The sequence below is a fragment of the Paenibacillus sp. GYB006 genome, from assembly GCF_036577645.1.
In the GTDB taxonomy this organism is placed as follows: Bacteria; Bacillota; Bacilli; order Paenibacillales; family Paenibacillaceae; genus Paenibacillus.
The window spans coordinates 873,838-898,947 of record NZ_JARBDA010000001.1 but is presented as its reverse complement, the minus strand read 5'-3'; the positions used below and the strand labels follow the sequence as shown (position 1 = coordinate 898,947).

At 43.9% G+C, this 25,110-nt stretch carries 26 protein-coding genes; 6 read left to right on the top strand and 20 right to left on the bottom strand.

Features of this window, described 5'->3' with window-relative positions; translation table 11 throughout:
* Positions 1-3: 3 nt before the first annotated feature.
* From PV403_RS04335 to rplS, 6 genes are all read right to left on the bottom strand, one after another.
* Positions 4-306, bottom strand: a complete 303-nt coding sequence (locus PV403_RS04335) for an EscU/YscU/HrcU family type III secretion system export apparatus switch protein (RefSeq protein WP_213532538.1) — start codon at positions 304-306, stop codon at positions 4-6.
* On the bottom strand, positions 303-2,408 hold the full coding sequence (locus tag PV403_RS04330; protein WP_332083695.1) for a hypothetical protein: 2,106 nt from the start codon (positions 2,406-2,408) through the stop codon (positions 303-305). The genes PV403_RS04335 and PV403_RS04330 overlap by 4 nt, the downstream gene beginning before the upstream one ends.
* 169 nt (positions 2,409-2,577) lie before the next feature.
* Entirely contained in the window at positions 2,578-3,234 is a 657-nt protein-coding gene (locus PV403_RS04325; RefSeq protein WP_332083801.1) for a ribonuclease HII, read from the bottom strand.
* A gap of 199 nt (positions 3,235-3,433) precedes the next feature.
* Positions 3,434-4,300 (bottom strand): ribosome biogenesis GTPase YlqF, encoded by an 867-nt coding sequence (gene ylqF / locus PV403_RS04320; RefSeq protein ID WP_213532536.1) that lies wholly within the window; start codon positions 4,298-4,300, stop codon positions 3,434-3,436.
* 61 nt (positions 4,301-4,361) lie between these two features.
* A complete protein-coding gene (lepB, locus tag PV403_RS04315) occupies positions 4,362-4,982 on the bottom strand; it encodes a signal peptidase I (protein WP_213532535.1) in 621 nt (206 codons plus the stop codon).
* Positions 4,983-5,214: 232 nt separating this feature from the next.
* Positions 5,215-5,556, bottom strand: coding sequence for a 50S ribosomal protein L19 (rplS, locus tag PV403_RS04310; RefSeq protein ID WP_211745967.1), 342 nt, complete (start codon positions 5,554-5,556; stop codon positions 5,215-5,217).
* A 278-nt stretch (positions 5,557-5,834) separates the two neighbouring features.
* Here rplS and PV403_RS04305 point away from each other — a divergent pair, with 278 nt between their 5' ends.
* Positions 5,835-6,779, top strand: coding sequence for a polysaccharide deacetylase family protein (locus PV403_RS04305; RefSeq protein WP_332083694.1), 945 nt, complete (start codon positions 5,835-5,837; stop codon positions 6,777-6,779).
* A 145-nt stretch (positions 6,780-6,924) separates the two neighbouring features.
* On the opposite strand, the gene trmD is transcribed toward PV403_RS04305, so the two are convergent.
* The 8 genes from trmD to wecB form a co-directional block, all read right to left on the bottom strand.
* Entirely contained in the window at positions 6,925-7,707 is a 783-nt protein-coding gene (gene trmD, locus PV403_RS04300; RefSeq protein WP_332083693.1) for a tRNA (guanosine(37)-N1)-methyltransferase TrmD, read from the bottom strand.
* A complete protein-coding gene (gene rimM, locus PV403_RS04295) occupies positions 7,707-8,216 on the bottom strand; it encodes a ribosome maturation factor RimM (protein WP_332083692.1) in 510 nt (169 codons plus the stop codon). Before rimM ends, trmD begins: the two co-directional genes overlap by 1 nt.
* Before the next feature lie 87 nt (positions 8,217-8,303).
* A complete protein-coding gene (locus PV403_RS04290) occupies positions 8,304-8,534 on the bottom strand; it encodes a KH domain-containing protein (protein WP_047909748.1) in 231 nt (76 codons plus the stop codon).
* A 23-nt stretch (positions 8,535-8,557) separates the two neighbouring features.
* On the bottom strand, positions 8,558-8,830 hold the full coding sequence (gene rpsP, locus PV403_RS04285) for a 30S ribosomal protein S16 (RefSeq protein ID WP_160036457.1): 273 nt from the start codon (positions 8,828-8,830) through the stop codon (positions 8,558-8,560).
* 46 nt (positions 8,831-8,876) lie between these two features.
* The gene (gene ffh / locus PV403_RS04280; RefSeq protein WP_213532531.1) at positions 8,877-10,256 is read right to left on the bottom strand and encodes a signal recognition particle protein; all 1,380 of its coding nucleotides are present in this window, start codon (positions 10,254-10,256) and stop codon (positions 8,877-8,879) included.
* Between the two features lie 41 nt (positions 10,257-10,297).
* Positions 10,298-10,654, bottom strand: a complete 357-nt coding sequence (locus PV403_RS04275; protein WP_213532530.1) for a putative DNA-binding protein — start codon at positions 10,652-10,654, stop codon at positions 10,298-10,300.
* A 201-nt stretch (positions 10,655-10,855) separates the two neighbouring features.
* Positions 10,856-11,503, bottom strand: coding sequence for a PAQR family membrane homeostasis protein TrhA (gene trhA / locus PV403_RS04270; RefSeq protein WP_213532529.1), 648 nt, complete (start codon positions 11,501-11,503; stop codon positions 10,856-10,858).
* Between the two features lie 77 nt (positions 11,504-11,580).
* A complete protein-coding gene (gene wecB / locus PV403_RS04265; RefSeq protein WP_213532528.1) occupies positions 11,581-12,696 on the bottom strand; it encodes a non-hydrolyzing UDP-N-acetylglucosamine 2-epimerase in 1,116 nt (371 codons plus the stop codon).
* A gap of 233 nt (positions 12,697-12,929) precedes the next feature.
* Here wecB and PV403_RS04260 point away from each other — a divergent pair, with 233 nt between their 5' ends.
* The 5 genes from PV403_RS04260 to PV403_RS04240 all read left to right on the top strand — a co-directional run bounded on the left by PV403_RS04260 (position 12,930) and on the right by PV403_RS04240 (position 16,832).
* Positions 12,930-13,955: a glycosyltransferase gene (locus PV403_RS04260; protein ID WP_332083691.1), complete on the top strand. Its 1,026-nt coding sequence runs from the start codon at positions 12,930-12,932 to the stop codon at positions 13,953-13,955.
* Positions 13,948-15,207, top strand: a complete 1,260-nt coding sequence (locus PV403_RS04255; protein ID WP_332083800.1) for a glycosyltransferase family 2 protein — start codon at positions 13,948-13,950, stop codon at positions 15,205-15,207. The genes PV403_RS04260 and PV403_RS04255 overlap by 8 nt, the downstream gene beginning before the upstream one ends.
* Complete coding sequence (locus PV403_RS04250) at positions 15,204-16,214, top strand: polysaccharide pyruvyl transferase family protein (protein WP_332083690.1); 1,011 nt, start codon at positions 15,204-15,206, stop codon at positions 16,212-16,214. The genes PV403_RS04255 and PV403_RS04250 overlap by 4 nt, the downstream gene beginning before the upstream one ends.
* 25 nt (positions 16,215-16,239) lie before the next feature.
* Entirely contained in the window at positions 16,240-16,563 is a 324-nt protein-coding gene (locus PV403_RS04245) for a bZIP transcription factor (RefSeq protein WP_332083689.1), read from the top strand.
* Positions 16,564-16,628: 65 nt separating this feature from the next.
* Positions 16,629-16,832: a hypothetical protein gene (locus PV403_RS04240; protein ID WP_160036466.1), complete on the top strand. Its 204-nt coding sequence runs from the start codon at positions 16,629-16,631 to the stop codon at positions 16,830-16,832.
* 129 nt (positions 16,833-16,961) lie between these two features.
* Here the strand turns inward: PV403_RS04240 and ftsY are convergent, their stop codons facing one another.
* The 6 genes from ftsY to fabG all read right to left on the bottom strand — a co-directional run bounded on the left by ftsY (position 16,962) and on the right by fabG (position 25,095).
* Positions 16,962-17,960 (bottom strand): signal recognition particle-docking protein FtsY, encoded by a 999-nt coding sequence (gene ftsY / locus PV403_RS04235; protein WP_213532524.1) that lies wholly within the window; start codon positions 17,958-17,960, stop codon positions 16,962-16,964.
* Between the two features lie 33 nt (positions 17,961-17,993).
* Entirely contained in the window at positions 17,994-21,563 is a 3,570-nt protein-coding gene (gene smc / locus PV403_RS04230; protein WP_332083688.1) for a chromosome segregation protein SMC, read from the bottom strand.
* A gap of 279 nt (positions 21,564-21,842) precedes the next feature.
* On the bottom strand, positions 21,843-22,535 hold the full coding sequence (rnc, locus tag PV403_RS04225) for a ribonuclease III (RefSeq protein ID WP_249717184.1): 693 nt from the start codon (positions 22,533-22,535) through the stop codon (positions 21,843-21,845).
* A gap of 13 nt (positions 22,536-22,548) precedes the next feature.
* On the bottom strand, positions 22,549-23,787 hold the full coding sequence (fabF, locus tag PV403_RS04220) for a beta-ketoacyl-ACP synthase II (protein ID WP_332083687.1): 1,239 nt from the start codon (positions 23,785-23,787) through the stop codon (positions 22,549-22,551).
* Between the two features lie 204 nt (positions 23,788-23,991).
* Positions 23,992-24,225 carry an acyl carrier protein gene (acpP, locus tag PV403_RS04215; protein WP_160036471.1) on the bottom strand — a complete coding sequence of 78 codons (234 nt, stop codon included), beginning with the start codon at positions 24,223-24,225 and terminating at the stop codon, positions 23,992-23,994.
* Positions 24,226-24,345: 120 nt separating this feature from the next.
* A complete protein-coding gene (gene fabG, locus PV403_RS04210; RefSeq protein WP_332083686.1) occupies positions 24,346-25,095 on the bottom strand; it encodes a 3-oxoacyl-[acyl-carrier-protein] reductase in 750 nt (249 codons plus the stop codon).
* Positions 25,096-25,110: the final 15 nt, after the last annotated feature.

The window sequence follows — 25,110 nt, the reverse complement described above, 5'->3', positions numbered from 1 at the left end:
TCTCTACTCGGGAAGAGTATAAACTTTTGCTTTTTGTTCTGCCTGATAGACAAATGTCAGTACTTCGGCAACGAGTTGATATAGTTCGGGAGGTATTTGGGTATCCAAATCGAGCTTGGAGAGAACTTCGACCAAAGCTGCATCTTCCTGAATGGGCACACCATGTTCTCTTGCTTTTTCTAATATTGAATCTGCCAAAGTGCCATTGCCTTTTGCCACGACGACCGGTGCTTCTGCTTCTCCCGGTGTATATTTTAAAGCTACTGCCTTTTTCTGCTCTTGTTTTTGCGAGGTGTCCTCTTTCATATTCGCATATCCACCCCTTTATATGAGTCAGGTACATATGTATCTAGCAGCTGTTTTGGCCCGAGTCCTGATTCGGGACCGCTCGAAGAGGATTCTCTTGTTACTACTTCTGAACGAAATACGGACAGCTGGTACCCTGTGTTCTCGAGGAGTGATCCAATCTGATCATGTCCTTCTTCAAAAATACGAGCGGAAAGCTCATTATCTGTACGAATATGCAGGCTTATCACTTTACCAACCACCTGCATGTCTATTAATGTTGGGCCAAGCTGCTTCATATTCAGATCAAACCAAATCCGGCAATGGGATGCATCCAGCTCACCTCTTGGTCCGCGCCGAGACTCGATTTGCACATTTGCCGTCACTTGTCCGTCTGCTCCGTTTAACGGGATGAACCAATTCATCTGGGCAAAGGGAGCAGTCCGGTCTGTATTCATTAGCAGCTGATGCCCTGTAAGCAAGTGTACAAGCTGCCCAGCCGTCTCTTTCACAGCCGGCGGAAGTTCTGCACTTGCCTCTGCTTGCAGCAGCAGGCCCTTCAGTGTGTCCGCTTGCTCTGCTGCGGCCATCCCACTCTGCGCGGGAGAAGGCAATGTCCCGCGCAGGGTCTGCTGCTCGTGCTCCGCACCGAGCAGCTTCAGCACACGCCCCACCCACGAGTCATCACTCGTGGCGGCTGGCGTGTGCCCGGGTGCTGGCTGTGCATCAGCACCCTGTCCCTGCTGCAGCGTGCCTGGCACCGCAGCAGCTTTGCTGGCCGAGTTCTCGCCGGCCAGCTGGATTTGCGGCGCTGCCTGCAGTTCCTGCAGCAGGTTTGCCACGCGCCGCGCAAGTTCAGGCCCAGGCGGCACAGCTGCTGAGCGAGCAGGAATCAGCTCCGCCTCTCCCTGATCTGCAGTTCCTGCGTTTGCAGACCTGTTGATGAACTGCTCTTTTTCACTCGATGCGGATACAGATAGGGATACAAACTTCGTATCTTTCACCATAGAATCTCCGCCTAAATTTTTCTTGCTTGCATTTTCGCCGCCATGAACCTGATCATTTCCCTCACTAGCAGCTGCATTCTTAGGAGCCTGATGCTGTTCCTCGCTACCATCTGTTTTGATACCCATACTCTGTATATTTCCGCTACCCTTTAATCCGCTGTCTTGTGTATTTACTTTAGAACTCGTCATTCCTTCCGATTCACTTACAGCCTGTTCCCCTGTAGCAACAGAGCTTAGATCACTCGTATTCTTTGCACCCATTCCTGCAGCTTTAGAACCAAGATCTCCATTCGTTAGCGGTGTTGCCGCGCTACCTGCAGCACTTTCAGCACGAAGACTCGTAACACCATACTCGGCAGAGGTCACCATTCCTCGTTTACCTTCCGTCATACTAACATTCCCACTACGATTCTCTGCTTTCGTTTCAGGACGAAACGGCATCTCAGAACCTGGGAATGGGGTTCGATTCCCGTCTACGATCCCCGCGGTTTTGGCGGAATTCCCCTTCCACGTAGCGTCAGCCGTAATGATTTTTTGCAGCATACCATCAAGTTCACCCATAAGTTGATCCAGCGAAGGACCATACAAAGCCATATGGAGACTTTGAACACTCGTTCCGGTAACGGGAAGTCCTCGCTGCATAGCAAGACTTACTGAGTTCACCCATTCCCCTAATTTTATATTTTCGGGCTTCGCCGCCATCGTGCTTTGCACGTTTGTCACATTTTCTTTCGTAAGCTGAATACCGCTTTGCTGCATCGCAATCAGCAGCTGCCTGTTTTCTTTTGTGTCAGTCAGCTTAAGCGAACTTAAAAGATCGGTCATTGTGCCGGGTGAAGCAGATGCAAGTGTTCCTTCATATGGCTTCATCACGAGCATGCCGTCTTTATTCGGGGAACCTACCTGAAGTATGGCGGTATCTCCGGCTTTCATAGGTGTATCTAGTGCAGCTCGTATTTGAACTCCTTTAATCTGGAGGACTGCTTCTTTTTGATCTGAGGATACCTGCACAACGCTCGCCCGAACCACCTGTCCTTCTTTTAATTCGAGCGACTTTGCACCTCCCGCTGTTTTTGAATCACCTAACAGTCCTCGTAAGGTTTGTCCTATATTCATGGGAATAATTCCCCTTTCATTGCATTCTGCCCTGTCTCACCGTGGTACTTTATCATTATTATCGGTTATCCCTTGGTCACACTGAAGTTAAGTACTATTAAAAAAAGATAACCCCGGTATAAACCAAAGTTACCTTCTACTACAGACAGAAACAAAACTTGAGTTAATATTAGAATAACGTTGGCTGTTCCTGTTCACCCAAAATTTTGCCAAGAAAGCTTCGCCGATGCATAGGGGTAGCCCCTAAAGCCAGCAGCTGTTCTCTATGAAATTTCGTTGCATATCCCTTATGTACGGCAATCCCGTATTCCGGATACATCTCATCCCATACTTCCTTGCACATCCGGTCTCTTGTCACTTTAGCGATAATCGAAGCTGCACCAATGGATTGACTATTGGCATCCCCTTTAATGATGGATAATTGAGGAATTGGAAGATCCACTGTTTCAGCATCAACCAGTAAGTGATCTGGCGCAACGGCGAGTTGTTCAACTGCTTTTTTCATAGCCAGTCTGGAAGCTTGTCTGATGTTAATCTGATCAATCGTCTCGACATCACAGATCCCTACGCCAACGGCCAGCGCTTCTTTCATAATGATGTCATAAAGCAAGTCGCGTTTTTTGTCCGATAGTTTCTTAGAGTCATTCACTCCATCAAGAACAAGCCCTTTGGGTAGAATGACCGCAGCAGCAACCACATCTCCAAACAAACAGCCTCTTCCTACTTCATCAATTCCTGCAATATATTCGGCTCCGCTTTCCCATGCTTCTCGTTCATAGCGCAGCATATCTATCGTTTTATTCTCTTCTTCCTCATAATCTAACATGCCAATTTCCTGATTCTTCAATGCATATCTTCCCCTTCGCGGTATTACTCGGTATTCATTATCATAGCATATGTAACCTTATACGAGAACCTTCTTCATTGTAGCGATATGTTATGAAAATTTGGCATAAAAAAAGTCCCTGCATAAAAGCAGAGACCTTTCCTACCTACTATATTCACAGCTGATTTCGTAAAATGGCTTAGTATGGAGCTTCCAGACTGAAACGTCCAAGCTTGCCCGCTCTCAGTTCTCTTAATAAGATAGAGGAAGCTTTCTCAAGATCTACTCGTCCACCGCTGATGATCGCACCGCGTTTACGTCCGATTGCTTCCATAATGGCAACAATCTCGTCCGGGTTATCGATATCCTTAGGCGGTTCTTCTAGTCCGTAACGTTCCTTCATTGCCGGCCAGTAGAACTGAACGAGATATTTGATTGCAAAAAATGCGATATCTTCAATATTCAGAATTTCTTCTTTAATTGCTCCCGTTACGGCGAGACGATATCCAACATTTTGATCCTCAAATTTAGGCCACAGAATACCTGGGGTATCCAACAGCTCAATCTCCCTGTTCGCAACCTTAATCCATTGCTGCGCCTTCGTCACACCAGGTTTGTCTCCGGTTGCTGCAATGTTACGGCCTGCCATGCGGTTAATCAGCGTCGATTTTCCGACGTTAGGAATACCTACAATTAAAGCCCTGATAGGCCGAGGATTGATTCCTTTTGCAATCTGTCTGTCGATCTTATCTTTGAACAGAAGCTTGGCAGTTGCGGGAATGTCTTTTACGCCCGTCCCTGTATTCGCATCAATCGCAAGGGTAGTATGCCCTTCTTCTTTGAAATGCTTAATCCACTCTTCTGTTACTTCCGGATCGGCTAGATCTGCTTTATTCAGCAATATCATCCGAGGTTTGCCTTGCAAAATCTCATCGATCATGGGATTTCGGCTGGAAATCGGCAACCGCGCATCAATCAGCTCGATTACTACGTCGATCAGTTTCAGTTTATCCTGAATTTGACGACGTGCTCTTGTCATATGTCCGGGAAACCATTGTATAGTCAAGTTCATTCACCTTCTTTTACACAGCATTTCTGATAAACCTATACATCAATCAGAATCATTCTTAGTGGTTAATCCACTCAATATCTTTAATTGGCCAAAAGATTACATCTGCTCTACCTACAACATCTTCGAGCGGAACATAACCAATCATTCGGCTATCCGTACTATTACTACGGTTGTCACCCATCGCGAAAATCATGCCTTCAGGCACTTTTCCATCCGGGAAAAATTCATTTGGGAAGTTATACGTATTATACTGACCGCCATCTGCCTGAGCTTCTTCAATGGCTTCCTTTAAATAAGGCTCATCGATAACTTGCCCATTTACTTTTACCTCATCTCCGTTAACTTCAACCGTATCGCCGCCTACCGCAATAACCCGTTTAATAAAATCTCGGTTTTCGGAAGGAACGTGAAATACAACAACTTCTCCACGTTTCGGCTCCCTAATATCATACAAGATCTGATTCACAATGACTCTCTCTCCCGTATGAAAATTAGGTTTCATTGAAGGACCATCCACAATAAATGGTTTAAACAAGAAGAAGCGAATAATGAAAACCAGTACTAAAGCAATCGCAATCGCTTTGGTCCATTCCCAAACTTCATTTTTTACTTTCTTTGATTTAGAATCTCCATCTTGTGGTGGATTCACTCGTTCATTTTGTACATCCTGCTCCATAGCTCGTTCTCATCCTTCCATGTCATCAAATGACGCATTTAACGAATTTATGTATGATTCCTTTTCCTTATCAATAGGTTGCCTGTTTTGACCAAGGAAACATCATCTACTTAAGAGTCCCTCAAGCTATTGTAAGAGAAATAAGTACAGGTTACAACTTTCTATTTCAACAAAGATAAAGTAAAAAAAGCAAAAAGGGCTTGTTTCCAAGCCCTTTCCGTTATTCGTTATATTAACGAATTTCTTTAATTCTCGCTGCTTTACCGCGAAGTTCACGAAGATAATAAAGCTTCGCACGACGCACTTTACCACGGCGAGCCACTTCGAGTTTATCGATTTTTGGGGAATGAAGCGGGAAAGTTCTTTCCACACCTACACCGTAAGAAATTTTACGAACTGTAAAAGTCTCACTGATTCCACCACCACGGCGTTTGATTACTACACCTTCAAACAACTGGATACGTTCGCGTGTTCCCTCGATAACCTTAACGTGCACTTTTACAGTGTCACCAGGACGAAAGTTTGGCAAATCAGTACGAAGTTGTTCTTGTGTAATCGCTTGGACGATATTCATCTATGACTCCCTCCTTCCGTACAGGTGTTCATGTATCTTCCGGATACTCTCAACGTCATCCATCATCATCCACAGAGGACCACCGTATTCCACACAACAGAATAATTATAACATGCAGTACTATTATATTGCAAGTATCCTGCTCTATTATTTTGCAAAGATTATATTGTAAGAACCTTGTAACTTTCTAGCGTTCCTTCTCGTTTAGGATAGAGAAAAGATAATAAGATATCAATAAGGAATCTTCGTTCCTTTGATGATTTTAAAAGGAGAACTGTATGAATCGCAAGTTTTTGAAAAAATGGAGCCCCCGGCTCGCTATTGTCCTGGTCGCCATGATTGTATTGTATGCAACACTTGTTGCAAATCCAACGAATGCTTTTAATCACAAGGTTTGTACTTCGTGGCAAATGGTTAAGAACAAATCATTTATATTGTCTCATCGTCAGTTTTCTGAGAACATCATAGACACTGCCTATGCAGACAATGTAACTGAGCAGCAAGCTAAACAGGTTCCTGTACTTATGTATCATTATCTTGTTCCTAAATCGTTAAATAAAGAACCAGGCAACAAATCGGTTATGAATGCAGAAGATTTTGAAGAAGGTATGGATTATCTCCACCAAGAAGGATACTATACTCCTACTCTGCAAGAGCTAGAACAATACGTTAATGGCGAAATTACACTGCCTAAAAAATCAGTTGTCATTACTTTTGATGATGGATATGAGAATAATCTAGTTTATGCCTATCCTATTTTGAAAAAATATAATTTCAAAGCAGCGGTGTTTATCATCGGAAGTAAAACACAAGAAAATAATGAACCGTTTGATCCTGCTCGTAAAAGTTTTTTAACAAAAGCACAAATGGAAGAAAGCAAAGATGTATTTGAGTTCCACAGCCACACCTATAATCTCCACTATAAAGGTTTTGAAAAATGCGGTTCCACGTACGCAGCAGGTCTCGACGCAAAACTACTGAAGCAAGATATGAAGCAAATGAAAGAATTCGGTATTGATACCCCTTATTTTGCATATCCCTACGGGAATAAAAGTACACAAATGATGTATTATTTGCGTGAAGAAGGTTACCGTATGGCATTCTCGGTAAGGCAAGGTTTTGTTAAACCCGGTGATAATCCAATGAAGTTGAATCGATTAACTGTAACAACAGGTACCGATTTATCTATCCTTCTCCATCCGCCGGATGAAAGTTTGGAGTAAAATGAAAAAGGCTGCACCCAATAGATATACATGGGTGCAGCCTTTCTTTTCTGTGTTAGAAGATTATGCTCGAACTTAGGATAGATCTCTATCCATAAAGCGATATTTTAGTTTATCGTAATCATAGTTATCCACAGTGACCTGCTTATTCAGCTTCGTTGTTTTGTTCATGCTCACGAATCTGCTGCTCGAGCCATATCTTTTCCTTCTTCGTCATTTCGATATGTTCAAGCAGGTCAGGACGGCGTGTATATGTCCGCCAAAGCGACTGCTGTCTACGCCATAGATCAATATTACGATGATGACCAGATAACAGGACGTCCGGCACTTTATGACCTCTGTACTCGGCTGGTCTCGTGTAGTGAGGGTATTCTAAGAGGCCTGTGCTAAATGAGTCCGTGATCGCACTCGTTTCGTTACCCAGAACCCCAGGAAGGAGTCTAACCACACTATCGATTACCACCATGGCAGGAAGTTCTCCGCCAGTAAGTACATAATCCCCAGTAGAGATCTCGTCAGTAACGAGATGCTCACGAATTCGTTCATCATAACCTTCATAATGACCGCAAATAAAGATCAGGTGATCTTCTTTGGAGAGTTCCTCTGCTTTTTTCTGAGTGAATGTCTCGCCTTGCGGGCACATCAGAATAATGCGAGGAGGTTTCTTAGAAGGATCTACCGCGCCATTCTCTAAATCTATACCTGTGATACTTTCGACTGCGTTAAAAATAGGTTCTGGTTTAAGAACCATTCCCCCACCGCCGCCATAAGGCGTATCATCTACCTGTCCGTGTTTATTGCCTGAATACTCACGAAAATTGATCGCTTGTAAAGATACAATGCCTTTTTCTTGTGCTTTTCCGAGAATACTTGTCTCAAACACACCAGGAAACATCTCAGGGAACAGTGTTAATACATCTACCTTCATTAAATAAGCCCTTCCATCAAATGAACCGTAATCTTTTTGTTTGTGATATCTACATGAAGTACAACATCATCAATATAAGGAATTAGAATCTCTTTTCCGTTATTCATTTTGACAACCCATACATCATTGGCTCCCGGTGTAAGAATTTCTTTCACCGTTCCGAGTTCTTCACCTTCATCTGTAATTACAGTACAGCCGACAATTTGATGAAAATAAAATTCGTCATCCGAAAGTTCTGTTTGATATTCTTCAGAAACCTTGAGCATGGATCCTTTATATTGCTCAACTTCATTGATATTATTGAATCCTTCAAATTGAACGACATACATATTTTTATGGAATCTTGCTGATTCCACAACAACAGGAATGATCTGTTTCGTCGTATCTATAACAAGTTTGCTGCCTTTTGCAAAACGTTCCTCTGGAAAGTCTGTTAACGGCAATACTTTTAGTTCACCCTTAATTCCATGTGTGTTCACGATCTTACCTACATTAAAAAATTGTGCCATAATTCCTCCTGTATATCGATTATACGATTCTATAAGCATGTACGAAAAAGGGCTAGGAAATGCATCCTAACCCCCTTTCGTATATCTTTAAGATATGATATCAACGGTAACCCGTTTATCCATCTTAACTGCTGCCGATGTGACGACCGTACGGAGTGCTTTCGCAATCCTCCCCTGTTTACCAATCACTTTCCCTACATCTTCAGGATGTACGGTCAGTTCATAGACAACCAGGCGATCTTTTTCAAGCGTCCGGACCGACACATCTTCCGGATGATCTACCAAAGCCTTCGCAATAACGCCGACTAATTGTTCCATAGATACCCTCCGTTATCAGCACCTTATTTCTGTAGTTTAGACTCATGGAATTTCTTCATTACACCCGCTTTGCTAAGCAAGTTGCGAACTGTATCAGATGCTTGTGCACCGTTTTGAAGCCATGCCAAAGCTTTATCTTCATCGATTTTAACCACTGCTGGTTGTTCAATCGGATTGTAGTAACCGATTTCTTCGATAAAACGACCATCACGCGGGGAACGGGAATCCGATACCACGATACGGTAGAAAGGAGCTTTATGAGCACCCATGCGTTTCAGACGAATACGTACTGCCATGAAAATTCACCTCCTTCAATGAAATTTAATTTATCATCATGAGAACTTACCGGAAAGGAAATTTCATTCCTTTACCACCTGTAAGACTCTTGAGTTGCTTCATCGCTTTTTTGTTACCTTTAGGACCCATCATGTCACTAAACTGCTTCATTACACGGCGCATCTCATCAAATTGCTTAATGAGTCGGTTTACTTCGGCCACGGTTGTACCGCTGCCAGCTGCAATCCGCTTGCGTCTGCTTTGATTAATGATTTCAGGATTTTGTTTCTCTTCTTTGGTCATCGAGAACACAATGGCTTCAATTCTTCCCATTTGCTTGTCGTCGACTTTCAGATCTTTGGTCTGTTTCATCTTTCCCATCCCAGGAATCATATCCATGAGTTGATCAATCGGTCCCAGCTTCTTAATCTGATCCATCTGTTCCAAGAAATCTTCAAATGTGAAGGATGCGGTACGCATCTTTTGTTCCATTTCTTTTGCTTTCTCAGCATCAATGTTAGACTGTGCTTTCTCAATTAGAGAGAGCATGTCACCCATACCAAGAATTCGGGATGACATCCGTTCTGGATGGAACGGCTCCAAGGCATCGAGTTTCTCACCAAGCGTAATGAACTTGATCGGGCAACCTGTTACTGCTTTAACAGACAGCGCAGCACCACCACGAGTATCACCATCAAGCTTAGTCAGAACAACACCACTAAGTGAAAGCTGAGTATTAAAATGTTCCGCTACGTTTACTGCATCCTGACCTGTCATCGCATCGACAACGAGGAGCACCTCGTCTGGATTAACATGACTGTGGATCTGATGCAATTCTGCCATCAATTCTTCATCAACATGAAGACGACCGGCTGTATCAATAATGACATAGTCATGATTGTTATCTTTCGCATGCTGTAAACCTTGCTTCGCAATTTCAACCGGGCTTGTCTGATCGCCAAGTGTGAATACGGGAGCATTGATCTGTTCTCCAAGTACTTGTAACTGCTTAATGGCAGCAGGACGATAGATATCAGCGGCAACGAGCAAAGGTTTTGCATTCTGCTTCTGAAGCAGTTTGGCCAGTTTACCGGAAGTCGTTGTCTTACCGGCGCCCTGCAAACCCACCATCATAATAACAGTTGGTGGTTTATTTGCTTTGGCAAGCTTGGATTGGCTTCCGCCCATCAGCTCAGTCAGCTCTTTATTAACGATATCAATGATTACCATGCCGGGTGTGAAACTATCCATCACTTCTTTACCGACTGCTTTTTCTTTGACCTTCGTAATAAACTGCTTTACGACCTTAAAGTTAACGTCCGCTTCAAGCAACGCAAGGCGCACCTCGCGCATTGCATCATTCACATCTTCTTCGGATACCTTACCTTTTCCTCGAAGCTTGCCGAACACGTTCTGTAATCTCGCTGTTAATCCTTCAAATGCCATAAACACACCTCCTTCAAGTCCATTTCTTATGGGAAACTTCCCTATTCCAGAACCTCTAGGTGGTTCACAATTGTATTCATTCGTTCCTTTTGCTCACTGTCAAGATCACTTGAAGCAATAAGTCCTCTCAGCTCTACCAAATCAGATAGACGCCGTTCGTGCTTATCAAGTAAGCCAAGCTTGTTCTCATACGTTTCCAGTACTTGCTCTGCACGTTTAATATGCTCATATACTGCTTGCCTGCTAATCTCAAATTCCCCAGCAATCTCTCCTAATGAGAAATCATCGTGAAAATAATATTTGAGAAAAGTTTGTTGTTTCTCGGTAAGCAACGTTTCATAAAAAGCAAACAGCAAGTTGATTCGGTTCGTCTTCTCGAGCCGATTCTCCTGACTCATACGGGACACTCCCTTCGTCAAGGAAAAACACTTTACACTCATTAACGTTCTTTATCTTACATAAAAGAAAAGAAGATGTCAAGCAAAAATCCTTGTCATCTTCTAATAATTCATATTTCATGCAAATCGTCTGTACATAATCCTCATTTTCAACTGTTCATCTACGGAAAATCATGCTTTTATTCGTAATTTCAGAGCTGATTATCTAAGCGGTGTCAGATAGATGAAAATAGCGAAGAAATGAAGAACACTTCCTGCAAGAACAAACAAATGCCAAATCGCATGATGAAAAGGGAATCCTCTCCATACATAAAATAGTGTTCCGAGCGTGTACATAAGCCCGCCTGCAACCAGTAAAACAATTCCGCTATAAGGTACCGTTGCTACAAGCGGCCCCCAGGCAAGTACAATCAGCCACCCCATCGCGAGGTAAAATAAGGTGGACATAAAGAGAAATTTCTTTGTGAAAAATGCTTTAAATGCGACACCGAAAAGAGCAACTCCCCAGATAATCCCAAAGAGCGTCCATCCCAGCGTACCGCGTATCGCAACCAGCAAAAACGGAGTATATGTCCCGGCAATAAACAAATAAATAGAAGAATGGTCAAAAATCTCAAACAGATCTTTGGCTTTTCCCTCTTTTAATGCATGTACCATTGTTGAATTAAAATACAAAAGCAACATCGAAATCCCATAAATCGTAAAACTGACAACATGCCATGCTGTTCCGTTTATGCTTGCTGCCACAATAAGCAGCACGAGTGCTGCCACACTGAGTACAGCCCCAATTCCGTGTGTTACGGCATTTACTACCTCTTCCCGGCGGGTATAAGTGTAAGTGTTAGCCATTCCATCATTCCTTTCCAAAACCGTGTTACCTATCCATATAGTATACTACGATTTCCCTCGCCGTTCATCTTTCCCATTTATTGTTTCTTGAAATACTTTAAAATAATCTCCGCTATTCGGTCTGATGCATAACCATCGCCATATGGGTTTCTCGCAGATGCCATTTTCTTATATTTCTTTTCATTACTGAGCAAAATCTGAGTCTCTTTCTTTACTCCTTCATAATCCGTTCCAATACACCGCAGCGTCCCTGCTTTGACTCCCTCTGGTCTTTCCGTTTTCTCCCGCAGCACTAAAACTGGCTTTCCTAAAGTTGGAGCTTCTTCCTGAATCCCTCCTGAATCTGTAAGTATTAGATAAGAACGACTCATCAGATTATGCATATCTATTACATCCAAAGGGCTCGTGAGATGGATTCTCTCCTTCCCCCCTAACAGATCATAAGCCAGATTCTTAACAAGCGGGTTCGGATGGACTGGAAATACAAGCTCGATTGTTTTATCACTGCTTACCATTTCCCTAAGTGCACTAAATACTTGTTCCATCGGTAAGCCCCAGTTCTCGCGTCTGTGCATTGTCATGAATATCATTCGACTTCCCGGCTGAATTTGATCCAAAAGCGGGTGATGGTAATTTTTTTTAAGTGTCCATCTCAGCGCATCAATAGAAGTATTACCTGTTACATAGACATGCTGTTTTCGATTCTCGCGGGCAAGCTGCCGTGCAGACAAAGGAGTCGGGGCAAAATGAATATCTGCCATCCTTCCAATCCATTCCCGGTTCATCTCTTCAGGATAGGGCGCATATTTGTCATACGTACGCAGCCCTGCTTCCACATGACCAATCGGTATTTTTGCGTAATAAGCAGTTAGAGCTGCTGCAAAAGCGGTCGATGTATCGCCGTGAACAAGCACCAAATCATAAGCTTCCTGCATAACCGGTTCTAGGACTTGTACTAAATGCGCAGTGAGCGAGGGCAGCGTTTGAGCATTTCTCATCACGCTTAGTTCAATGTCTGGCTTGATATCAAAATCATTCATTACTTGACCCAGCATTTCCTGGTGTTGCCCGGTAACACAAACCACCGGATCAATCCCTGGTGTTCTTTGTAAGGTTTTAATGAGTGGTGCCATCTTAATCGCCTCAGGTCTAGTTCCAAAAATAATGAGAACCCGCACTGAATTCTGTTCCATGTAATCAAATCCCCCCTATAAAATAACGATCTGCTATACCCTTTGCAAAGGGAGAAAAAGTGTTCTTCATTTCTTCTATATGTAAGTCGACAATTTAGTGAAACGGACAGACCTCTAATATATTATTTTCTATATTAAATTATCCGCACATTGTAATAGGTCATCTGCCGTTTCTACTAATCTATCAGCGAATAAGATGATATAGAGTTTGCAAAAGGAGGTATTACGATTACATGGCGATTATCATTTATCCCAAAACGATGAACTGGACTTTCATGAAACAGCGTCCTCAACAGCTGATGACAGAACTTGGAGCAAGAGGACATCATGTGTTTTTTGAAAACTTGGCCCCGATGACAAGTAGGCTCGCCGAGATCGAACCCGGAGTTCATCTGTTTACGGATCATCATGCTTTTGTAAAAAGACACTTAGCCAAGCTACGAAAAGATCATCCTGTTGTCGTATGGACCACCTGGGCCAAACAAAGAACGAGACTGCTTGCTTTATATGATCCGGATGCGGTTATTTATGATTGCTGTGATGAATTTCCACACTGGGCGAGGTACGAGCATCGCATGGTAGAATCATCAGATCATTTAGTGGCCACCGCGGAGACCATCCGAACGCGCTTGTCACTGGCATACCCGGAAAAGCCAATTACCCTTATCCCGAATGGTGCTGATTCAAGCATGTTTGATGCAGACTCCGTCCCTAGACCACATGATCTTCCGAGCGGGCCTGTTGTAGCTTATATTGGAGCATGGGCTTATTGGGTGGATCATGAACTTTTTGCTAAGTCCGCAGAAAGGTATCCGAGTGTACAGTTTGTATCCATTGGTGCTCCTTATGGAGATATACCAGGATATAAGTCTCTCCCCAACGTACACATTTTAGGTGAAAAACCCCATCATGAATTAAAGTGGTATTTACAGCATATCGACGTTGCTGTTATCCCTTTCCTATATCATCCCATCACTCTGGCAACGAATCCTGTGAAAGCTTACGAATATATGGCAACTGGCGTAAAAGTGTTGTCCACCGCACTGCCGGAATGTATTCACATGGAACCACATGTCAAGGCCGCGACCACACATGAAGATTTCATCACTAAATTAGGAAAGATGCTGAATGAACCAGAAGACCCTTCTGCAAGATTGGCCCGAATTGCATACGCCAGAGAAAACCGCTGGACCCAAAGAGGGGAAGCAGCTGATTTTGTCATCCGTCAAACCCTCGCTGCCAAAGGAATCTATGAGTAAGCGTGCAAGATCTAGCTTTTTCTACAATATGGCGAGACTTCATTACTTTACACTCATGTCACAGTCCGAATACCGTGCTGACAAGTTATTCCTGGAGCTCAGTAAAGAACTTGAACAGCATCCCTGTGCAGAATGGCTGTTATGGTCTAATCAAGGAGCCCACCTCTCTACCACTCAAGAGATTAAGCTATGCCATATACTTATTCACCTGCCCAGCAAGGTTCAGTGCGTCGTTTATGCTGTGCCTGGCAGACCTAATTATTTCTTCTTTCGGAGAAGCCTGTTTATTCCGGCCTCTAATCTAACACTCGCCCCCCTGCCTTCTGCCCACTGGTTAGCCTGGGAACTGCAACAGTTATGTCAAGCAAGGTCCGCATGCAAATACCTATATCTGCAAAATCAAAATCATACGTTCACTGACACGCCTCTGACCCCTGCACTCAAAATAGACCCCTCTCACGACTCCATACTTCCGGTTATACAGCGGACTGTCCCATTCTCTGTTCAACAGCTTCATGTTCATAAGAGCCGTTTAGAATCCTCTTTTCCACTTGTGAGTATTCTGCTTAGTGTACACAATATGGAATCTACCATTGGCTGGTCCATTCGCTCCGTCTTAGCGCAGAGTTATCCTAACTTCGAATTACTGATCGGAGACGACGGTTCCACAGACAAAACCGCTGAGAAAGCATCTGCAATGGATCATGATCCTCGGATCCGGATACTTCGCTATGCTGCAAATCGAGGAAAAGCCTTTGTACTCAATGACTTGCTCCATGAAGCTGCTGGTACGTATGTTCTAGAACTAGATGCAGACGACTGGCTCCCTCCAGGCGCTCTTCATTCGCTCATCCGTCTGATGGAACAGAATCCCTGCGCTGCCCTTGGTACGGGAACAAGCCTTGTATGGAGAAGAAGCAGGGATGGTCATATTAGCTTGCGCGGTCAATCTACCTTTGAAGGGACACTCGAGACAGATACCCATGCCTACCCACCCGTACCTAGAATCTATCGTACTGAACACCTGAGATCCGTAAGGGGATGGACGGAATACGAGGGCCCCTATGGCAGAGTTTTTGAAGATATAGAAGTCTGTAGGAAGCTGCTTACTAAATATGAAATTGCTAAAACAGAAGAGATTGTCTACCACAGAGTTGTTCATACAAGAAGCGTCAGTCAGCAGCATCTACACCACTATAAAGCATGGAAGCAAAACCGGTTTCTTCATGAAAAAGGAGGTGAATCCTCATGAGAATCGCAGCGAGCGGTTACTACGGTATGGGTAATTTCGGAGATGATCTGTTTTTAAGAACGTTACAACAAGCCTTTTACAGACATCATCTATTTCCTTGGAACGGTTATATCGACCCTCGTGAGGTGGATGCTGTCATCATTGGCGGTGGAGACCTCATTACACCTTATAAATTCAGTAATTATTATTTTCCTAAAGTGTTGCAGCAACATCCGATGTGGTTATACGGAGTGGGCATTGTCGATACGTATCCGCCGGAAACATGGCCTCAGGAAGAGATCGATAGACACCGTGAATATATTCAACATGCAAAAAGAGCGGTTTTTCGAGACAAAACGTCAGCAGAGCTTGCCGGAATTGGGGGATTTCATGATCATCCTGAGGTAGCTCAGGATATCGTATTTGCTTACCAGGAGCATCCGTTTCCAATACAGCGTTTTTCATCTAAAAAAACGATCGGGGTTTGCCTCTTCTCTTACCCTGCATTCCCTTTCGAAGAAATGACCCGCCTGCTTCTTAGACTAAGTCGCCAAAATTATCATGTTGTTCTTATCCCTGTAGTCAACCATCCAAATAACCGTTTTTCTGATTACAGCACTTGTAAAAGACTTGAACAAACGATCAAAGAAACGGATCCTCAGGCATCCATCCAAACCATCTCTCTTCTGCTGGAAATCGACCTCACCTACAACATCATCCAGTCTATGGATTATTTAATAAGTTATAAACTTCACCCCGCATTAGTTGCCCTGCGGGCAGGTGTACCTGTTCTTTCTATGAGCAAAATGGGCAAGGTCAAACATTTGCTGAGCCGTTTTCATCTGGAACATTACTATTGTGACTATTCTGTGCCGTTTACTTCGCTAGATCCTTTGATCGAGCGTTTTCTTACAGATGGTCCGGCTGAAGTACAGGCCAATTTACCGCTTATACGCAGGGCAGAACAAGAGAGCACAGCAGAACTGAAGCAGCTTGTTCAAGACCTTGAACAAACCATAAAAATTTAATAATGAAATCAAGGAGGCTAAACCCATGTGGTTTCTATTTAGTCATCGCCGCCGGCTTGCGGCACAGATTCAGCGACTCAAAAAACGAGTAGAGGAACTAACAACTAAAGCCGATTTACTGCAGGACAGGTTATCTCAACTGGAATCTGAGGTTCGCTCCGGGCTTACCGTAAATCCAGAATTGCAAACCTTTTTCGAATCCCAGACAGGTCACAATATCAGTATTAGTACGACAAGCATTACGGTTATCGGTACCGTTCTTGCCGCGGGAGTCGATGCCGTCGAAATCCGTGAAAACACGGGGGATATCGTTATTATTCCTTATAACAATATATCGGTAGCCCAATAAGCATGAGCATCGAATGAAATAAAAAGAAGCAAGCTAAAAATTGAAATCGTAAAGGAGAATGATTGATGAATTTCAGAGATATGGTTCGCGGCTTCTTAGGGAGTGAAGTTGAAATCCTAACATCGAATGATTATTTAGATGGTATCTTGGTATCTGTCGATGAAACGACGCTGATCCTCCGCGTTCCTCCTATTATTTATGGACCTCCGGGAGATCTTGCGTTTGTACCCCTTTCATCTGTGGAACTCATCCGTATTCTTGCTGCCTAGCTTAATAAAATAAAAAAGACTGCAAGCAAACTAGTTTAAGCTAGTTTGCTTGCAGTCTCCAGATCGGCCCCTTCATTGGGGTCCGATCTCTTTTTGTATGCAAGAATAAAATTCTGCCTTATACAGATTCTACTCTTCTTTATCTTTTTCGGTTTCTTCTTGAATGAGTCCCGCAAATAGAGCGTGAACAAACTGATCAGAATCAAATGGCTGCAGATCATCCGCTTTCTCTCCAAGACCGACTAATTTCACAGGGATGTCCATCTCCTGACGAATGGCAATGACGATACCGCCTTTTGCTGTACCATCCAGCTTCGTTAGAACAAGTCCAGTTACCCCGCTCTTCTCACCAAACAATTTAGCCTGACTAAGGGCATTTTGCCCAGTTGTCGCATCAAGCACCATAAGTACTTCATGCGGAGCCCCTGGGATCTCGCGCTGAATCACACGGAAGATTTTGTTGAGTTCTTCCATCAGGTTGGATTTATTCTGTAGGCGTCCCGCAGTATCGCACAAGAGTACATCCACATTCCGCTGTTTTGCTGCTTTCACTGCGTCGTACATAACTGCAGCAGGGTCTGATCCGGCTTGTTGTTTGACAACCTCTACTCCGGCACGTTCTCCCCAAACTTCCAGTTGTTCAATCGCACCTGCTCTGAATGTATCCCCCGCAGCAAGCATTACTTTTTTACCTTCCTGTTTGAAGCGGTGTGCAAGTTTACCAATCGTCGTTGTTTTACCAACACCATTAACCCCTACGAAGAGAATAACGGTAATCCCATCTTTGTTCATGTTCAGCGCATTGTCTTGTTCGGACCGAAGCAGAGCTGTCAGTTTCTCGGAAAGTACAGGCTGAAGTTCCGCAGCATCTTCGATTTTGCGTTTCTTCACTTCTACTCTCAGATCATCGATCAGGTCCATCACGGTGTTAACTCCTACATCCGCACCGATTAGAATTTCTTCTAATTCTTCATAGAATTCCTCATCGATTTTTTTGCGACGGATCACAAGGTCTGATACCTTTTCAACAAAGCCTTTCCGTGTTTTCTCCAGGCCGTCTTTAAATTTATTTGTGACCGTTTCTGTTTTGGTTGAAATACTCTCTTTTAATTTTTTAAAGAAACTCATACGTTCCCTCCACCTCAAAAATACGTGCTGTAGTTATGCGATAACCGCTTCTTCATCTTCTAGTTTGACAGAGACAAGCTTGGACACTCCGCCTTCTTCCATCGTTACCCCGTACAGAACATCGGCTTCTTCCATCGTACCTTTACGGTGAGTTACAACGATAAACTGTGTCTGTTCAGAGAATTCGCGTAAATACTGGGCAAAACGAACCACGTTCGCTTCGTCAAGTGCAGCTTCTACTTCATCTAGTACACAGAAAGGAACGGGCCGCACATGCAAAATGGCAAACAATAAAGCCATCGCGGTCAGTGCGCGCTCCCCTCCAGATAGAAGCTGAAGATTTTGAAGTTTTTTACCCGGAGGCTGAGCAACAATGTCGATCCCTGTAGTCAGTAGTTTATCCGGATCAATCAAGACGAGATCTGCACGTCCCCCGCCAAACAGCTTGGAGAATACCGTACCAAATTCCCGTTTAATCGCATCAAACGTCGTTTTAAATCGTTTCGACATCTCATCATCCATCTCTTTGATGACTTGATAGAGTGTCGTCTTCGCCTGCGTTAGATCCTCTTTCTGTTCACTAAGGAAGGTATAACGCTCATTCACACGTTCATATTCCTCAATTGCACCAAGATTCACCTCACCAAGCGCTTGGATATTTCGTTTCAGCTGCTGTACATCAGCCTTGCTTCCCTCGATATCTTCAGGAATATCATAGTTCTGTTTAGCCAGCTCGTACGTTAGCTCGTACTCATCATTCAGCTTTTTCAAAATATTATCCAGCTCAACATCCAAACGATTCACGCTAATTTCGGTTGTTCTCAGCTCGTCTTCGCAAGTCTTGAGACTGAGGCGCTGTTCCCTTGTCTCATTCTCTTCCTGTTCAAGCTTTTTAATGAGCTGACTGCGAGAAGTACGTTTCAAATCAAGCTCTCTTGAAGCTTCCTCTTTTTTCAGTTTGTACTGATTGAGTGCTTCTGTCTGCTTAATACTTTCCTCTTCATTCGTTTTGAGGTCAGCTTCAACCGAAGCAAGAAGCGTACGATTGCGATATCGTTCTTTATCCACATTTTGATACTCACGTTCAAGCCGGCGTACCTGCTCTTCAAGGGAGAACCTTTCCTGATCCAGCTTACCTTCCTTCACTTTTAAAATAGTAAGCGAGTTTTGAAGCTCTTCCTTGGCAGACTCATTCGCCTTACGAGCGAATTCAGCTGCATGGATCGCCTGATGCGTTGCTTTCTCCTCATCCTCCAGCTTGGATAAGTTCTCAGCTGCTTTAGCACGTGTCTGTTCCAGTTCTTTTATTTCATCTGCAAATCCTGTTTTCTCTTGGCCCGCAGCTTCGACCTGAGTAAGAACATGACCCAGTTCATGCTCGAGCTGCTTTAACTCCAGAGATGCTTGTTGTTCCTCAGACCGTTTGTCATCTCCGTTTTGACGGAGGGTGTCCAGGCTAATCTGACATTGATCCGTTTGTACTTTGATCTCTTCCTGATCACGCAGAAGTTTGCTGATTTGATTTTCCGTTTCCTGAATATCTAGATCCAGCTGATCGAGCTGGCGTTTACGAGACAGCAGGCTGCTATTTTTACGGTGCTGACTTCCTCCCGTCATCGAACCTCCCGCATTAACCACATCGCCATCTAAAGTAACAACACGGTAACGATACTGGCATTTCGCCGCAATACGGTTCGCATCCTCCAGACGTTCTGCAATGATGACATTACCGAGTAAACTGCCTACAATGGCTTCATACTTGGAATGATATTCAACTAGACTCGCACCGATCCCGACAAACCCATCTAATGCCTGGGCGACTGCACGATCAGCCGCGCCAATCGTTCTCGGACGAATCACATCCAGCGGCAAGAAGGTAGCTCTACCAAGCTGACGCTGTTTTAGGAAAGAAATCGCTTGGCGTGACACAGCTTCATTTTCCATAACCACATGCTGTAGTGAAGCTCCCATCGCCGTTTCAACTGCCAGTTCGATTTTTTCAGGTACTTTGATGAGTTCTGCGACCGCACCGTGAACCCCTTGCAAGACGTTTTTACGAGAAGCTTTAAGCACCTCTTTGACACCGGTCATAAAGCCATCAAAATCATCCTGCATTTCCTTCATTGTATCGCGTCTTGAAACTTGGGCTTCTCGTTTCTGTTCCCATTTCCTTATGGTCGACTGACTTTCAGAATACTGTTTTTGAAGAGAATGATATCGTTCACTCTCTGAAATATATCCTGTACGTAATGAGGTGATTTCCTTCTGTAACTTTTGGATGTTCTGCTCAAGCAGGCTCTTCCGTTTTTGCAGTTCATCTCTTTTTTCTTCCCACTTATCCGATTCTTCATCAGCACGGTTTAAACGACGCTCAATCGCTTCTTTTTGCTGATCCGCATAACGAATCTCGTTACGCGCCTGCGCCATCTGATTCATCAGCTCGAGAAGATTACCTTTTAGGCTTTCTTCTTGTTCCTGGCTGATTCCGCCCGTTACACCAACAAGCTTCGCTTCCTCCGCAGATAAAGTCTCCCGCAGTTCAGCAAGTTCTTGCTCAAGCAGCGAAAGTTTGGCTCTGAAGTTGTCGAGCTCCTGTTCTCGTTCCACATAACGCTCTTCACTTCCACTCAGAGAGTTTAGCAACTGTTCTTTGTTAGTTAACAGGTTCTTTAATCTCTCTTTTAGAAGCTCACGATATCCTTCACTTTTCTCTGTTGCTTCACTATAGTGCAGCAGTTCTCCTTGAAGACGTTCCACAGCCGCTTCGACTTCACGAAGCTCTGTACGATCCTGTTCAAGAATTGCATCGTGATTCGATACGATCGCCGATAATTCGCGCTGTTTTTCTTTAAGTGAAACTAGACGTTCATTAGCCTCACTCCACGAGGAATGAATTTGCTCAATTTGATATACGTATAAGGAAAGTTCTTTTTCCTTAAGTTCATTTTTCAATTCTTTATAATGAAGCGCTTTTTGGGACTGTTCCCTGAGGGGACCAATCTGATCTTCAAGTTCTGTCACAAGATCGTGAATACGCAGTAAATTCTGCTCCGTATCATCCAGCTTGCGGACTGCATCTTTTTTACGAGACTTGTATTTCACAATACCAGAAGCCTCTTCAAAAATCCCACGACGGTCTTCAGAACGTGTACTCAGAATTTCTTCTATACGGCCCTGGCCGATAATGGAATAGGCTTCTTTTCCGATCCCTGTATCCATGAACAGCTCTGTAATATCTTTCAATCTGCATGGTTGTTTGTTTATAAAATACTCACTATCCCCACTTCGATGAACGCGGCGAGTTACCGTAACTTCACCAAAATCAAGTGCGAGTGCCTGATCTTGGTTATCCAATGTTAAAGAAACTTCAGCAAAATTAACTGCTTTTCGCGTATCACTTCCGGCAAAAATAATATCTTCCATCTTGCCCCCGCGGAGTGACTTAGCGCTCTGTTCACCCAGTACCCAGCGAATGCCGTCGGAAATATTACTTTTCCCACTCCCGTTGGGGCCAACTACTGAGGTTATACCCTGAACAAACTCCATCTCCGTACGATCAGCAAACGATTTAAAGCCGGACAGCTCTATACGTTTTAAATACATCTATCTTGACACCTCCATGCCTTACCACGGTCCATAAACGGGTATGTACATCCGTTCTTTATTTTAGGTGAAACATCCTATGAAGTCCATGCCTTCCCTAAGGAAGAACACAGATCTAGCTGCGTTCATCCCTAGGGAAGCTGATCTAAACTTCATTCAACAAAAAGAAGAGCAAAAAGCAGTCCATCCCCCATGTTCAGCAAGATACTTCATACTTAAGCGGGCTGCTCTTTGCTCTTCGTTTGTCAAAATTCAGGTTCACGTATAAGCAAACCATCTTTAAGGAAGTTTCAATGTGTTCAAAGCAAGCTGAGCTGCTTTTTGCTCTGCTTCCTTTTTCGATCGACCCGTACCTCGGCCGAGTCTCTGGCTACCCATATATACCTCTGAGACAAACTCCCGCTCATGAGCAGGTCCTCTCTCTTCCACAATCCGATACTCAAGTACACCCATATTATGATGTTGCGTAAGTTCTTGAAGTTCTGTCTTGAAATCGGTAAGAGCGAGTTCTCCTTCAATCACAAGACCGGCAAATATATGTTTATCTAAAAACTTCTTGACCGTATCTAAACCCTGATCAAGATACAGGGCACCAATAAACGATTCAAAAACATCGGCTAAAAGTGCAGGACGGGTTCTTCCCCCTGTAAGTTCTTCTCCTTTACCCAAAAAAACGTACTTGCCAAAATCCAATGCTTCAGCAAATTTGACGAGTGAGGGCTCTCGTACAAGAGCTGCCCTCATCTTTGTCAATTCGCCTTCTGGACGGTTCGGATGTTCATTATACAAAAACTCCGATACCGTGAGTTCCAGTACAGCATCTCCCAGGAATTCAAGTCTTTCATTATCCTGACTGTGACTGAATCTATGTTCATTCACATACGAAGCATGGGTAAAGGCCTGTTTTAACAACGGACGGTTGTTAAACTCGATTTGAAGTTTGCGCTCTAATTGTTTCAGATCTGCATTCAATCGAACTGACCCCTTATGATTCATATTTTTTGAGAATTACAGTTGCGTTGTGACCGCCAAATCCAAAGGAATTGGAAAGCACATAATTAAGTTTCGCTTCACGCGGATGATTTGGTACATAATCAAGATCACATTCCGGATCTGGGTTGTCCAAGTTAATCGTTGGAGGAATCGTTTGGTTCTTCAGGGCTAGTGCACAAATGATCGCTTCTACACCACCAGCAGCACCAAGCATATGACCTGTCATTGATTTTGTAGAACTCACTGCGACTTTATAGGCATGATCGCCGAGTGCCATCTTGATTCCCTTTGTCTCGGATTTATCACCAACCGGTGTTGATGTTCCGTGTGCATTAATGTAATCGATTTGATTAGGCTGAATTCCGGCATCCTTCATCGCCATCTTCATGCTGCGTGCACCGCCGTCTGGATCTGGATCTGTCATATGTTTTGCGTCAGCTGACAAACCGTATCCTACCACTTCACCATAAATGCGAGCACCGCGAGCAAGAGCATGATCCAGTGATTCCAAAATGAGAATTCCGGCTCCTTCACCCATTACAAAACCATCACGGTCGATATCAAATGGACGGCTTGCTTTTTCCGGCTCATCATTGCGTGTAGACATCGCACGCATCGAGTTAAACCCTGCCATCCCTGTTGGACGAATGGTTGCTTCCGCTCCGCCGCAGATCATTGCTTCTGCGTCACCACGCTGAATCATGCGCATAGAATCGCCAATGGAATGACTTCCTGTTGCACATGCCGTTACTTGTGTTGTATTCGGACCTTTTGCACCAAGTGAGATAGACAATTGTCCAGAAGCCATATTTGCGATCATCATCGGAATGAAGAAAGGACTCACTCGTTTGGGTCCTTTTTCAAGAAGAATGTTATGCTGATCTTCCCAAGTTCCAAGACCGCCAATACCGGAGCCTACAGAAACTCCAATATCCTCAGCATCAATATTCTCACCAATTTGAAGTCCGCTATCATTCAAAGCCATCGAGCCAGCAGCAACTGCGAACTGGACAAAACGGTCCATTTTACGAGCATCTTTCCGCTCCATATAATCTTCAGGATTAAAATCTTTAATGGATGCAGCAATCTTGGTGTTATAGTCGGTTACGTCAAAAGCTTCCACCAGGGAAACTCCAGATTTGCCTTCCATCAAGCTGTTCCATAATTCATCTAGATTTTTCCCGATTGGGGTCATGACACCCATACCTGTCACTACAACTCTACGACTCAAATCAAATTCACCTCTATATCGACTGCATAACGCCGAGCGTTACGCTAGTTAACAGATTTTAATGTAATGAAACCCATTTTATACATGTGTCAGATAACAAACACCTATAAAATGGGCTTCTTGTTGGCCTTAAGCCTTATGGTGCAATTAGGAGAAGAAGTCCCGCCTATGCGATAGGCGCAAGCGCGGGACTTCCAGGGTGACTTAGGTATGTGATTGTATGTAGTTTACAACTTCACCTACGGTCGTAATTTTCTCTGCATCTTCATCAGAGATCTCCATATCAAACTCATCTTCGAGTTCCATAACCAATTCAACAACGTCTAGAGAGTCAGCACCCAAATCATCTTTGAATGATGCTTCTAACGTTACTTCAGCTTCATCAGCGCCTAAACGATCAATTACGATGCGTTTTACGCGTTCCAATACGTCGGACATTTCCGGTTCACCTCCTCTTTCGTATTATACGAGAATAACTAGTAAAATGCCATAGACCCTACATGTCTCTCTTCATAGCGTCTTATAGAAAGGTTTCTACGACTAGAAGAATTAGGCAGGTTACATATACATTCCGCCATCAACATGCAGTGTTTGTCCTGTCATATAGGAAGCCGCCTCGGATGCAAGGAAAGTAACAACCCCAGCAATTTCCTCTGGCTGACCCAATCTACCAAGCGGAATATTTGTCATCATGCCCTCTACAATATCAGAAGATAACTCCTGTGTCATTTCTGTTTGGATAAAACCGGGTGCAACACAGTTTACCGTAATTCCACGAGAAGCCAGTTCTCTGCTTGAAGATTTGGTAAGACCAATAACTCCTGCTTTCGCAGCCACATAATTGGCCTGCCCTGCATTCCCTAACACGCCGACAACAGAAGATATATTAATAATACGGCCATAGCGTTGTTTCATCATCGGGCGAGTTACTGCTTTTAGACAATTGAACACGCCTTTTAGATTCGTCTCAATAACTTGGTCGAATTCTTCCTCTTTCATTCGCATAATGAGGTTATCCCTTGTTATTCCAGCATTGTTCACCAGAATATCGATTTTTCCCCATTGTTCGATGACTTGCTTCACCATTTGGTCAGCTTCTGCGGTAATCCCGACATTCGCTTTCACCGCGATCGCCTGAACCCCTTTTGCTTCAATCAGCTTCACCACTTCCGCAGCAGCAGCCTCGTTACCTGCATAATTCACAGCAACATGACAGCCCGCATCAGCTAAGGCAAGGGCGATACTGCGTCCAATCCCTCTAGACGCACCTGTAACAAGAGCAATTTGACCTTTGAGTGATATAGACATCTCTTGTGTACCTCC